Origin of the sequence: Cobetia marina (genome assembly GCF_001720485.1) — a bacterium.
Lineage (GTDB): Bacteria > Pseudomonadota > Gammaproteobacteria > Pseudomonadales > Halomonadaceae > Cobetia > Cobetia marina.
Map to the genome: position 1 here is coordinate 2,206,184 of NZ_CP017114.1, position 12,400 is coordinate 2,218,583.

A 12,400-nucleotide genomic window follows, 5' to 3' on the forward strand; every position below is an offset into this window, starting at 1 on the left:
TGTCCAAGGCAGCCGGCGCAAGCCGACTGCCTTGTCGTCTGATGACATGCCTGGCGTGGACTTTCGGGTCGACATCGACGGATCGACGATTGCATCCCACTCTCGGTCTAGGGCAACATCTCGCAGATCCGATATTGACCAAGGGGTCAATCCGCCCGGTAGCGAATCGTCACGATGAACGCTGCCGGGCATGGCGCCATTGACCTCCCCGCAAGATACCCTGGTGTGACACGTCCGCAGAGATGTGCGCCCGACCTCCTGACATGGCCTGTTGACAGGCCGACGAGGCACACCGAATCCATGGAAATACGCTGGCTCGAAGACTTCATCGTTCTGGCTCAGACCCGTCACTTTTCACGGGCAGCCGATGCACAGAATGTCTCTCAGCCCACCTTTTCTCGCCGTATCAAACTGCTGGAAGAGGAGATGGGCACCACATTGATCAATCGCCAGACCTTGCCACTGTCACTCACCCCTGCCGGGGATGAGTTTCTCCAGCTGTGCGAGCAGATTACCGAGCGGGTACGCATCACGCGTGAACGTCTGCAGGACATGGCCCAGCAGCAGGCCAGCAAGATCTCGCTCGGTGCGCCGCAATCGCTGGTATCACATTTCCTGCCCGAATGGCTGGATCAGCACCAGCTGCGGGAGCAGGTGTTTCCCTATCTGCGTGCGACGGGCTGGCTGGCGGCGGATTACTTTCATGGTCTGGATCGCGGCGAGTGTGATCTGGCCATGTGTTACTGGCCTCAGGCACGTGTGGACCTCGGCTTTGAGCTGGACAGTTATCAATACCTGGTAGTCGGTGAGGAGTGCTTCATTCCGCTATGCGCGCCCCAGGCGGATGGCAGCCCGCTTCACCCCCTGCCGGGCACGCGTCGCAATCCCTTGCCGTTCATCAGCCCTCACCCCCGCGCCGTCATCGCGACCTCATTGACGGCTCACCTGGCTCAGGTGCCCGTCCAGGCACACCTGGTGACCATGAACGAGAACATCCAGGCAGCCAACATCAAGGCACTGGTGCTGCAGGGCTACGGCATCGGCTGGTTGCCACAGCGTCTGGCGGCCGCGGAGATGGCCAGCGGGCAGCTGGTGCGCGCCGGAGATGAACGCTGGGATCTGCCACTGCATATTCGACTCTATCGCCCGCGAGAGCCACGTCACGCCAGCGTCAGTGAGCTATGGTCGCGGCTTGGCAAGCCACCGGAGTCCGGCGGACTGACCTGAAGGACTCGCCGGCGACAGCGCAGCTCTGAACCACATTGACATAAGGAAGACAGATGTTCGAACCTCGCCTGAATGACCCCGCACTGACCCATGCCGAGGCACATCGCGCGCATCTGGCGGCGCTGCAGGCGCGCTATGAGCTTGCCATGCAACAGCATGATCTGGACGCCATCGTGCTGCATAGCGGCAAGCCGAAACGGCATTTCGCCGATGACCAGGATGCCAGCTTCAAGTCCCATGCTCACTTCCTTCACTGGGTGCCGATGGCAGGCCTGAGCGATAGCTGGCTGCTGGTTCGTCCGGGTGAGCGTCCAACGCTCTATCTGTATGCCCCTGATGATTTCTGGCACCTGTCGCCCACATTGCCGACACCTGACATCGCCCCCTGGGCTGCGTGCTTCGAGATCGTGCATCTGCGCAAGCCGACACTGCCGGAGCGTCCCGAGGGCCGCGTGGCGCTGGTGGGTGAGATCGCCGAGCTTCAGCCGGAGGTGGTCAGCGAGCTTGAGGCGCTGCCCAATCCGCTCGGGCTTGTCCGTCAGCTGGACGAGGGGCGCGTCTGCAAGAGCGAATTCGAGATCGCCTGTCTGAGAGAGGCCAGCCTGCGCGCTGCCCGTGGCCACCTGGCTGCCCGGCGGACCTTCATGGAGGGCGGTGCGGAACTCGATATCCAGCTGGCATATCTCGGCGCGTCCCGCCAACGCGAATCCGATGTGCCCTACGGCAATATCGTCGGCCTCAACGAACATGCCGCGGTACTGCATTACCAGCACTATGGCCTGAAGACGCCTGATTCCCGCCGCAGCCTGCTGGTGGATGCCGGTGCCAGCGTGCACGGCTATGCCTCCGATATCACCCGCAGCTGGGCGGGTGATGACGCGCTGCCCCTTTACCGCTCACTCATCGAGGGCGTGGAGGCACTCCAGAAGCGCCTGATCGCCAGACTGGCGCCCGGGGTCGATTACGTCGAGCTTCACCTGGAAATGCATCGTGAGCTGGGGGAGCTGCTGCGTGAACTGGGCGTGGTTTCCCTGCCTGCCGAGGAGCAGGTCGCACAAGGCATCACCGCCGCCTTCTGTCCGCATGGTCTCGGGCACCTGCTGGGACTTCAGGTGCATGATGTCGCGGGTCGAATTCCGGATCACACCAGCGGTGAGGTGCGTCACCCTCCGGAAGGTCACCCGATGCTGCGCCTGACCCGCGTACTCGAGACTGGCATGGCCATCACCATCGAGCCGGGGTGCTACATCATTCCCATGCTTCTCGAGCCACTGCGCAGCGATGCACGGGGCAAGGCGATCAACTGGTCACTGGTAGACGCCCTGGCGCCTCATGGCGGTGTCAGAATCGAGGACAATCTGGTCATCACCGCCGATGGCGCCGAGAACCTGACGCGCAGCCCCGACACCGGATTGTGAGCAGCGCAGTGACCTGACCGACGACGGCGCATCATGCTGCAGTGCAACTAGCAGTGACCGATGGATAATGAAATGATGCAGCCAGTCCTGGTATCAGACGTAAAGAATCACTGAATGGAAGTCAGGAAATCCTGGCATGTGGCGCGCGATGCCCCTGCTCGGGATTTCCTGTCTCTGGAGTCAGCGTCATGCCTCATTCGATCTTCACCTCCGAGTTCCGGCCCGCTCTGGGGTTGCGCAATCGCCATGTCCAGACCTTGCTGCCCCGCCTGCTGCCTCGCGCCCCGCTGTCTCGCCGCACCGAGATACTCAACCTGCCGGACGGTGATTTCGTCGAGCTATCCTGGGTGACCAGTGATGGCAACAGCCGTCGCGAACGGGAAGTTGAACTGTCCGATGACGCCCCGCTGTTCGTGCTGTTCCATGGCCTGGAAGGCAATCTGGAGTCACCCTACGCTCGGGATCTGCTCAATGCGGCAGCGCGTCTGGGGTGGCGGCCCGTGCTGATGCATTTCCGGGGGTGCGGGCAATCGCCCAACCGACTGCCGCGGGCCTACCACAGTGGTGACACGGCGGATGCCTACTGGGTTCTGGGGGAGATGGGCAGGCGTTACCCTCATGCCCTCAAGGTGGCCTGTGGCGTATCTCTCGGGGCCAACATGCTGCTCAAGCTGGTGGCGGAACAAGGCGGAGATGGGCTGGACCTCGCCGGGGCGATCGCGATCAGCGCACCACTGGATCTCGCGGCAAGCTCCGACGTGCTGAATCAGGGCAGCTCGCGACTCTATCAGCGACATCTGCTCAAGAGCATGAAAGCCAAGGTGGCCGCCAAGCTGGCCAACGGGCCGCTGCCCATCTCCATCGGTGCGCACCAGCTGACGCAGTTGAACAGCTTCTGGGCCTATGACAACGAAGTCACGGCGCCCTTGCATGGGTTTTCCTCGGCCAGTGACTACTACTCCCGCGCCTCGGCCGGCCGGCTGTTGCGAGACATCGAGCTACCGACCCTGATATTGCAGTCGCTGGACGATCCCTTCATGCCTCGTGATCTGTTCTCGCGCTTCCCGCAGCCCTCTGAAGCGGTGCGGATCGAGTTGAGCGAACGCGGCGGGCATGTCGGCTTCATCGAGTGGCGGCGCGGTCGCCTGTCGTCCTGGCTGGCACGCAGAATCACGCGCCAGCTCACGGATTGGTCAGCATTGTCACACTCCCGTCAGCGTCACAGTGTTCAGCAGGAAACGCTGTAACTGACGTTGCCTACTGCCTCGTTCGAGCACCTGCCGCGTGACTGCTGCCCTGTATCGTGGGGCGAGCACGCGGAGACCTTCGCAGGTCAGATTCACAGACGTCTTCCGGCCCGAAGACGCCGTCATTGCTGTAAAAGGAAACACAGACAAGATAACGGTATATAGAGAGAAGAAGGATTGCACTGTCGCGATGCCATGAGGATGGTAGACTGCGCGCCTGATACCTAGGCTATTGGTCTGATAATGAACCTCATTTTTCGTCTGGTACTCGGCATCGTCGCCGGTGTACTGCTGGGTCAGTGGGCCCCGGACATCCTCGTGCGCAGCCTGCTCACCTTCAAGGTGCTGTTCGGCGAGCTGCTGGAGTATGCCATCCCGTTGATCATCCTGTTCTTCATCATGAGCGGCATCGCACGTCTCGAGCGCTCCTCCGGGCGGCTGCTGGCACTGACCATGGTGCTGGCATATGCCTCTACCACGCTGGCCGGATTGATGTCGGCGGTGGTGGGTCTCGAACTGGTGCCACATATCGTGAGCCACACCCAGATGCCCGCCAGTCACCCGATGGTGCTCCAACCTTATTTCGCGCTGGACATCCCCCCCTTGACCGATATCAGCACCGCACTGGTCACGGCTTTCCTGTTCGGGATCGGTATCTCCGCCACCGGCCATGATGGCCTGCGCAATCTTGCCGACGGTGGTCGTGACATCGTCGAGCGCTTCATCGCCAAGGCACTGATACCGGCACTGCCCTTCTATATCGCCGGACTCTTCTGCGAGATGACCATCGCCGGCACGGTGGCCAACACGCTGAAAAGCTTCGGCATGATCCTGATTCTCGCGCTGACCCTGCACTGGCTGTGGCTGAGTCTTCTCTACCTCGCCAGTGGCATGAGTACCGGCCGTGCACCGCTGGTGGCGCTACGCAACATGTTGCCGGCCTACTTCACTGCCGCCGGCACCATGTCATCCGCCGCGACGATCCCCGTGACCGTGCGCCAGACGCGTCTGAATCATATCTCGCCCTCGGTCTCGAGCTTTGCCATTCCGCTGCTTGCCACGATCCACATGTGTGGCAGCGCCATCACGCTGACCATCTGCGCCATCGGTGTCATCCTGGTGACACCGGCATTGCCACAGCCCGACCTGATGTCGTTGTTGCCGTTCATTGCCGCACTCGGGGTTACCATCATCGCCGCGCCGGGCTCGCCTGGCGGCGCCGCGATGACATCGGTCGGAGTGCTCCAGAGTCTGCTGGGGTTCGATGCTGCCGCCGTCGGCCTGATGATGGCGCTCTATCTGGCGCAGGACAGCTTCGGCACGGCCTGCAATGTGGCGGGTGACGGCGCGCTGGTACAGTGGATCGATCGCTTCGCCGAAGCCGAACAGGATCGCCAGCGGTATCGCTGAAGCCGAGACGACAGGCGGCATCGCCTCAAGCAGAAGGCCAGGCAGCCTGCCCGGTGACATCGGTGCTGGCTGACGCCATGACCGACTGGAATCCAGAGTTGCGCCATCCAGCCCTTATGGTCGCGTCCCCTTGACCGCATGTCAGAGCTGTTCTTTCGACGCGGCCATGGGGATTCACCTTCCCCGTGACGATGATGGATTTCATTCATGACACGGGGCAATCACGCATGACTCCCTCCGACACCTCTTCCTCGACCCCCAGCGACGGCATCAGCAGCGCCCTGGTGCTGCTGTTTGCCTTCTGCTGCGGCGCGATCGTCGCCAATGTCTATTACTCGCAGCCGATCATCAACATGATCGCGGGCGACATCGGGCTGTCAGAAAGCAGCGCCAGTCTCATCGTGGCGCTGACCCAGGGAGGATATGCGCTTGGCCTGCTGTTTCTGGTACCGCTGGGCGATCTGCTGGAAAACCGCCGGCTGTTGATCACCACGATCCTGATCTCGGCGGCGAGTCTGGTACTGGCGGGGCTGGCGGATGCTCCCTCCTCGTTTCTGCTCTGGTCATTGCTGATCGGTGTCAGCTCGGTCTCGGTGCAGATCCTGATCCCGCTGGCGGCTCACCTGTCTGCGGAACAGAGCCGTGGCCGCGTGGTCGGCAACATCATGAGCGGATTGCTGCTGGGCATCCTGCTGGCACGGCCCGCCTCCAGCCTGCTGGCGGATCACTTCGGCTGGCGCTGCATCTTCTTCGTCGGTGCCGCCTTGATGCTGCTGGTCGGGGGCGTGGTATGGCGGGTGGTCCCCAGCCGCCAGCCACGCCATACCTCAAGCTATCCCGCGCTGCTCAAGACCCTCGGCAAGTTGCTGCGTGATGAACCGGTACTGCGTCGTCGCTCCCTCTACCAGGGGCTGATGTTCGCGGCATTCAGTCTCTACTGGAGTGCCGTACCGCTCGAGCTGGTCAACGAACACGGCTTTTCGCAGACGCAGGTCGCGCTGTTCACCCTGGTGGGGGTGTTGGGAGCTGTCGCCGCCCCGATCAGCGGACGCCTGGCAGACGCAGGCCACACCTCGATTGCCACCGTAGGCACCCTGGTACTCGCCAGTGCCAGCTTCGCGACGGGGCTGATGCCGATGACTCTACAGGTCGTTGCACTGGCCATGACGGGATTGCTGCTCGATTTCGCGGTACAGACCAACATGGTCCTCGGCCAGCGCGCCATCTATTCCCTCGACCCCGAGAGCCGTGGCCGCCTGAATGCCATCTACATGACCAGCATCTTCGTCGGCGGTGCGATCGGCTCGGCGCTGACCAGTCTGATCTACGCCCATCTCGGCTGGAATGGCATCATGGCGATCGGTGGCGCCTTGCCGCTCGTGGCACTGGCATGGCTGTTGGTGAGTCGCTCACGCAGCCAGGATGAGGCCTCCCCCACGACGGACTGAGACGCGCAATCGGCCGTCGCCCAGCAGGCGGGCCCAGCAACCAGAAAGCCTCATGGCTGGCGTCGTGCTGACGGTCACCATGAGGCTTTCGCGTTTCTTCAGGTCAGCGCAATCAGGGCAGACCGTACATGCGCTCGCCGCCCGCCAGCTAGCCGATCGGGCAGCTGATCCCCGTGCCCTTCAGGCCACAATAGCCGCCCGGATTCTTGGCAAGATACTGCTGATGGAAATCTTCCGCGTAATAGAATGTCTCGAGCGGAGCGATCTCGGTGGTGATCCGTCCAAGACCGGACTGATTGAGCGCCTGCTGATAATCCGCCAGGCTCTTCTCGACGATCTCACGCTGCGCGTCATCGACGTAGTAGATCGCACTGCGATACTGGCTGCCGATGTCATTGCCCTGACGCATGCCTTGCGTCGGATCGTGCGCTTCGAAGCTGGCACGCAGGATCTCCGGCAGACCGATGACCGTCGGATCGAACACCACACGTACCACTTCGGTGTGTCCGGTCTTGCCGGTACAGGTCTCCTCGTAGGTCGGGTTCGGCGTATGGCCGCCAGCATACCCGACGGCCGTCACCACGACGCCCGGCAGCTGCCAGAACAGACGCTCCGCGCCCCAGAAACATCCCAGTCCCAGCACGATCTCCTCACATCCCTGGGGATAGGGAGGTACAATCGAGCGCCCATTGACGTGATGGGTACCCATTATCTGCAGCGGCTGTTCGCGCCCCGGCAAGGCATCTTCTGCCGAGGGAATGGCCTGCTTGTCTTGCGTCTTCCACATGGCGGACTCTCTCCTGTGTCGCGTCGTGCAATCGTGTATAGGTTCAATGATGTCATCTCTGCCCCCCAAGATCTGCCCCTGCCAGCCCAACACCGCTGAGGCACGACGCTACGTCGATTGCTGTCAGCCGATTCATGCGGACATCACCCGCGCCGAACGCCCTGAGCAATTGATGCGCGCCCGCTACAGTGCCTTCTGCCTCGCGCTGAGCGACTTCCTCATCGACAGCTGGGACGCGGCACATTGCCCAGCACGCGCCGACCTGGAAGGTGCTGGCCCGCAATGGCTGGCGTTGGAGATTCTGGACAGCGGACAAGATGCCGATACCGGCATGGTACGCTTTCACGCCACCTTCTTCGAGCAGGGAAAGTTCCAACGATTGCAGGAACTTAGCCGATTTCATCATGATGGCCATCACTGGCGTTATGTCGACGGTGATGCCGAGTGGCAGACATTGACGCCAGGGCGCAACAGCCTGTGTCCCTGTGGCAGCGGCAAGAAGATCAAGCGTTGCTGCACGGCATGACGCTGACCGTCAGCGCCTGGTGCTGACGCGCACGATCACGATCTCTGGCATAAGCCCTGCAAGACCCGCCCTGCGAAACGCCCAGGAAAACGCCCTGCAAAACGAAACAGCCCCCACCGACGCTATCGATGGGGGCTGAATCTGTGGCAATCAATTGGCCTGGCGTGTCATCTGTCCTTGCCGACTCTGGGCGCCAGCTCACTGCGACCCAATGAGAAGCTGTAGAGCAGATCCACGGCCTGCGCCGTACCGGACACCGCTTCGGCATACAGATTGCGGAACAGCTTGTAGCGCAGCGTCAGCTCCGCGATCGGCGAGAACAGCCCGACGCCGTAACTGAGCTTCAGATCCGGGGCGATATAGCCGCTGACCACCACCTGGCTGTCATCCCCGCTACCGGAACTGTCCAGACTCAGATCCCTCACGCCGAAGGTTTCCCCGATCTGTCCGACCACCTGGCCACTTTGCGCCAGCGACATGCCGATCAAGGCGGACGTGACCGCACTGTCACTGCTGGTATCACTGTCCAGGCCTTCGCCGCGCAGCAGATAGCTCAGTGCCGACGACTCATCCATCGTCGGGTCCGAGAAGATCTCGATGCTGGGTGAGGAGGCAAGCCCCGTCACACGCACCCCTGCGGTCACGTCGTCCTCGGTGTTGTCAGGATCACGTATCGCCTCGATATTCAGACGCGGACTCGAGGGCGGACCGGCCAGCAATACCTGCCCCTTGCTGATCTGCAGGTCCTGCCCGAAGCTCTTGTAGGTCCCGTCGACGAGATTGACCTCACCGAAGACCTGCACACCGCCCTTGGACTGGCGCACATCGAGATCGCCTCTGAGCCTGGTCTTGAGCCCCATCGCCTCCAGGCGAGCATCTGGCCCGATATGGATGCCGATCCTCACATCCAGCGCCATGCCGGCCTCATTGAGCGCCTTGGCGGTATCGCTGCCATCCGCCAGCTCAGCCGGGTTGGAGCTGTCCTCATCACTGGGACGCTCGATGATGATGGTGTCACTGGAGGGTGACACGGCAGACGGCGGCACCTGGTCCACTTCGATGCGTGTCCACGGCACATTGACGTCACCTCGCAGTTTGAGCAGCGTGGGGCTGGCATCGATCTCGAGATCCGGTGCGACACGCATGCGCCCGATCCCGGCGATATTGAGCTCGAGCGGATTCTTCGCACCGTCGAGATTCAATGCCGCCGTCCAGTCATCCAGGGTCGGCCAGGCCGCCTCGCCATCGATACCCCAGCGCGCATCATTGCCCACCAGATACCCTTCGATATCGGCACTGTTGCCATCGAAGTCGACGGTGAACTGGGCATCCGACAGCGACACCGGCAGCCCTTCACCCTGTACCTTGACGCCGGTCAGCGCGATCGGGCCGGTCAACGACGGCAGGCTCAGATTGCCGCCGACCTTGACGTCACCCGCCAGCTTGCCCTCCAGCTGAGTCATGCCCGCCACCAGCGGACGATACGGAGAGAGGTCGATATCGCGGATGGCCAGCGAGCCATCCAGCTGACCTGCGCCCGCCGGGTCGAGGACCGACACGGTGAGCCCGATGCCGCCAGCACTGTCGAGGCGAATCTGGGTGTCGAGATCAGCCTTCTCGGGCGTGGCCTCCAACGCCAGTTGCAAGGTGGTTTCCGGCAGCGACCAGGCATTGCCATCGGCGTCTTCCCCGGCCAGTGTCAACTTGCCTGCCAGCTCCGCGTCCGCATTCCAGCGTTGGCCACCCTGCTTCCAGCTTGCCGTGATCTTGCCGCCCGTGGCACCGCCGATGGTCCAGCTCTCCGGCATGGCGCTCTGGGCCATGTCCAGGGGAATCCCCTCGAGCGTCACCACGGCCTGGCCGTCATTGCCCGCACTCAAGGGCTCGGCGACACAGATCTGCCCCCCCTGTTCCCGACTCAGACAGAACGGCTGCACCAGCACGGTGCCCTTGGCGAGATTGGCATCGAAGCGTGCCGGCGTGTCGAAGTTGAAGTCCCCGAAGTCGGTATTCGCCGTCAGCGGAGACAGCGCACCGCGATAATGCTCACGCGCCTTGTCGAGCCCGCCCTTGAGGGTCAGTCCCAGACGTGACAATGGCATCTCGCCGGCCATCTCGGTATCGAACTGCAAGGTGTGGTCGCTCAGGAAGCCCCCCAGCGTCAGCGCGACCGTCGCGATCTGCTGTCCGCCAGCCCGAACGCCGTCGGCGTTGAGGGCGATATCCAGTGCCGGGTCATCCACACCACGCTTGCGGGCATCGACCCCGGCAGACAGCGCCATGTCAGAGATACGATTCTCCCCGATCTGCAGGCGTCGTCCCGTGAAGTTGCTCGCCAGTCGCGGCTTGTCGAGGGTGCCCGTGGCATCGATCTTGCCCTTGAGCTCACCCGCGACATCCGGCATCAGGGTCGAGAGCGCCGGGAAATCGATATTGGCGGCAAGCGTGATGGTCTTGGCAATCTTGCCGTTGGCGCTCAGGCGGTTCTGCCCCTGGCGCAGCTCCAGCGCGTCGACGTTCCACTGCATGTCGGCATTGCCTGAAAGCTTGCCGGTCAGCGTGAGCGGCCGCTCGAGCAAGGTGCCATGGATATCCAGCTTGCTGACATCGACGGCCCACGGGCCTTGCAGTGGCTGATGGAAGCTGGCCGCGAGATTGCCGCTCAGCTCACCGCGCACGGCTTTCTGCCCTCCACCGGTCGGGGCCGGCAGCAGATCCTCGGGATGCAGCTTGTCGAGCGCCAGCTGGGCCACGACCCGGAGTCCTTCCTTCCACTGGATCTCACCGCGGGTCGTCGCGGAGCCACGCTTGAGCGCGATCTTGAGCGGCTGCCAACGGTAATGCTCGAGATCGCCGTCGCCTGCCAATGACACGGTGGCACGCGGAATGTCACGGCCCTCGATGATGGCATCCAGCGTGGTCGTATAGCCTGACAGTGAGCCCTTGGCGACCAGTGCCAGATTCTCGACGAGATAGTCAGGCGTGAAGGAGGCAGACTGGCTCTTGGCGATGTGCTTGGCTGCGTTGTCCTGATGCGCAGTCTGGGCCTCTTTCTGAGGCGCAAGAGCAGCATCACCCGCTGCGTCATTGGCGGCGGCAAAGGGCCAGGTGATCCGTTTGGCGCTCAGACGCGCCTCGAAGGGCAGATCACTGTCCAGCACATCCGCGCTGGCCACAAGCTCGGCGGCCAGTGGTCCGTCGGCCTTGAGAGAGGCCTCAAGATCCGCCAGCGAGCCCTCAAGCGACAGGCGGAGCCTTTCATGACGCACGGGGTCGATCAGGGTCTCGGCATTGAGCGTGGCGCTCAGGGGATACTCGTCCTTGAGCGTGACCTGCGCCACGAGATCGGCATTCACGTCACGCGAGTCGACCTCGAGACGCGAGAGCGTGATGTCATGCCCTTCCGCCTTGAGCGCCAGCGACAGACGGCTGACCTCATACGGGCTCGGCCCTTTGAGCGCAAAGTCTTCAATGGCCAGATCAGGGACCTCGATGGTCAGCGGAATATAGACCTCCGGCAAGGCGATGCGCCCGGCCTGCGCTGTCTCATCTGAGGTCTTGTCTGCAGTCTTGCCAGCCGGCTCTGCGGCATCATCCGTGATGGCCTTGTTCGAGATGGCCCTGGCGGCGGTCTCGGCTTGTGGCGCCACCCTCTGAGCGTTGACCACTGCGCTCGCCGCTTGCTGCGCCTCAGGCGTGATGCTCACCCCCTCGAGACTCACAGTGTCAGACGTCGCTTGAGCCGCGACGGCATCAGCCGGAATGAAACGACTGGTGATCAGGCGTGTCTCGCCCAGCGTCAGCGTACTCACCGATAGCGCGGCCGAGGTATGGAAGTGATCGAAGGTGACGCGACTGCCATCCGCCAGCGCCAGGGCGAAGTCATCAATGGCGACCTTGCGCACCTCGATGGGAATCGGCACCACGATGGGCACGTTGAGACTCTCACCGCTCTCTGGCTCAGGCTCCTCGCTGGCACCGCTATCACTCAGGGTGATGGCGAGCCCGCTGGACTCAAGCGACTCGAGACACAGCTTGCCCTGGAGCAGACAGTCCTCGCCCCAGGCCAGCGACAGGGAGTCGGCAGTGACGGCCAGTCCCGGCAGGTCCAGCGAGACGTCCTTGAGCGACAGCGCTTCCAGCGGTGAACCTGAGGCCTGCGAATAATCGATGAAGCCACGTGAGCGTGCCTGATCGAGCACGAGCCCTGTGCCCCACGGGGACAACACGCCCCCGACCAGCAGCATCGTCAGCCCGATCAGGAACACGAGCAGCCATATCAGCAACCGGATGACCAGGCCGCCCCGACGTACATAGGGATTAGACAATTCCAACAT

General features: G+C 62.7%; 8 protein-coding genes. 6 read left to right on the plus strand and 2 right to left on the minus strand.

What is annotated here, in order from left to right:
* Nucleotides 1-300 precede the first annotated feature (300 nt).
* The 5 genes from BFX80_RS09370 (at nucleotide 301) to BFX80_RS09390 (ending at nucleotide 6,750) form a co-directional block, all read left to right on the plus strand.
* The gene (locus BFX80_RS09370) at nucleotides 301-1,227 is read left to right on the plus strand and encodes a LysR family transcriptional regulator (protein WP_077376443.1); all 927 of its coding nucleotides are present in this window, start codon (nucleotides 301-303) and stop codon (nucleotides 1,225-1,227) included.
* A 53-nt stretch (nucleotides 1,228-1,280) separates the two neighbouring features.
* Nucleotides 1,281-2,645, plus strand: coding sequence for a Xaa-Pro dipeptidase (gene pepQ / locus BFX80_RS09375; RefSeq protein WP_084208687.1), 1,365 nt, complete (start codon nucleotides 1,281-1,283; stop codon nucleotides 2,643-2,645).
* Between the two features lie 188 nt (nucleotides 2,646-2,833).
* Nucleotides 2,834-3,892: a hydrolase gene (locus BFX80_RS09380; protein WP_077376448.1), complete on the plus strand. Its 1,059-nt coding sequence runs from the start codon at nucleotides 2,834-2,836 to the stop codon at nucleotides 3,890-3,892.
* A gap of 243 nt (nucleotides 3,893-4,135) precedes the next feature.
* Nucleotides 4,136-5,302 carry a dicarboxylate/amino acid:cation symporter gene (locus BFX80_RS09385; RefSeq protein WP_084208688.1) on the plus strand — a complete coding sequence of 389 codons (1,167 nt, stop codon included), beginning with the start codon at nucleotides 4,136-4,138 and terminating at the stop codon, nucleotides 5,300-5,302.
* Between the two features lie 227 nt (nucleotides 5,303-5,529).
* The gene (locus tag BFX80_RS09390) at nucleotides 5,530-6,750 is read left to right on the plus strand and encodes an MFS transporter (RefSeq protein ID WP_084209715.1); all 1,221 of its coding nucleotides are present in this window, start codon (nucleotides 5,530-5,532) and stop codon (nucleotides 6,748-6,750) included.
* Nucleotides 6,751-6,898: 148 nt separating this feature from the next.
* Here BFX80_RS09390 and msrA read toward each other — a convergent pair whose 3' ends face one another.
* Nucleotides 6,899-7,537, minus strand: a complete 639-nt coding sequence (gene msrA, locus BFX80_RS09395) for a peptide-methionine (S)-S-oxide reductase MsrA (protein WP_084208689.1) — start codon at nucleotides 7,535-7,537, stop codon at nucleotides 6,899-6,901.
* Nucleotides 7,538-7,586: 49 nt separating this feature from the next.
* Between msrA and BFX80_RS09400 the strand changes: the two genes are divergently transcribed.
* A complete protein-coding gene (locus tag BFX80_RS09400; protein ID WP_084209716.1) occupies nucleotides 7,587-8,063 on the plus strand; it encodes a YchJ family protein in 477 nt (158 codons plus the stop codon).
* Nucleotides 8,064-8,230: 167 nt separating this feature from the next.
* Here BFX80_RS09400 and tamB read toward each other — a convergent pair whose 3' ends face one another.
* A complete protein-coding gene (gene tamB, locus BFX80_RS09405) occupies nucleotides 8,231-12,400 on the minus strand; it encodes an autotransporter assembly complex protein TamB (protein WP_164850320.1) in 4,170 nt (1,389 codons plus the stop codon).

What these genes read in the sequence shown, in the direction of transcription:
- BFX80_RS09370 (WP_077376443.1), top strand. Translation starts at nt 301, where the DNA reads ATGGAAATACGCTGGCTCGAAGACTTCATCGTTCTGGCTCAGACCCGT.
- pepQ (WP_084208687.1), top strand. Translation starts at nt 1,281, where the DNA reads ATGTTCGAACCTCGCCTGAATGACCCCGCACTGACCCATGCCGAGGCA.
- BFX80_RS09380 (WP_077376448.1), top strand. Translation starts at nt 2,834, where the DNA reads ATGCCTCATTCGATCTTCACCTCCGAGTTCCGGCCCGCTCTGGGGTTG.
- BFX80_RS09385 (WP_084208688.1), top strand. Translation starts at nt 4,136, where the DNA reads ATGAACCTCATTTTTCGTCTGGTACTCGGCATCGTCGCCGGTGTACTG.
- BFX80_RS09390 (WP_084209715.1), top strand. Translation starts at nt 5,530, where the DNA reads ATGACTCCCTCCGACACCTCTTCCTCGACCCCCAGCGACGGCATCAGC.
- msrA (WP_084208689.1), bottom strand. Translation starts at nt 7,537, where the DNA reads ATGTGGAAGACGCAAGACAAGCAGGCCATTCCCTCGGCAGAAGATGCC.
- BFX80_RS09400 (WP_084209716.1), top strand. Translation starts at nt 7,587, where the DNA reads ATGTCATCTCTGCCCCCCAAGATCTGCCCCTGCCAGCCCAACACCGCT.
- tamB (WP_164850320.1), bottom strand. Translation starts at nt 12,400, where the DNA reads ATGTTGGAATTGTCTAATCCCTATGTACGTCGGGGCGGCCTGGTCATC.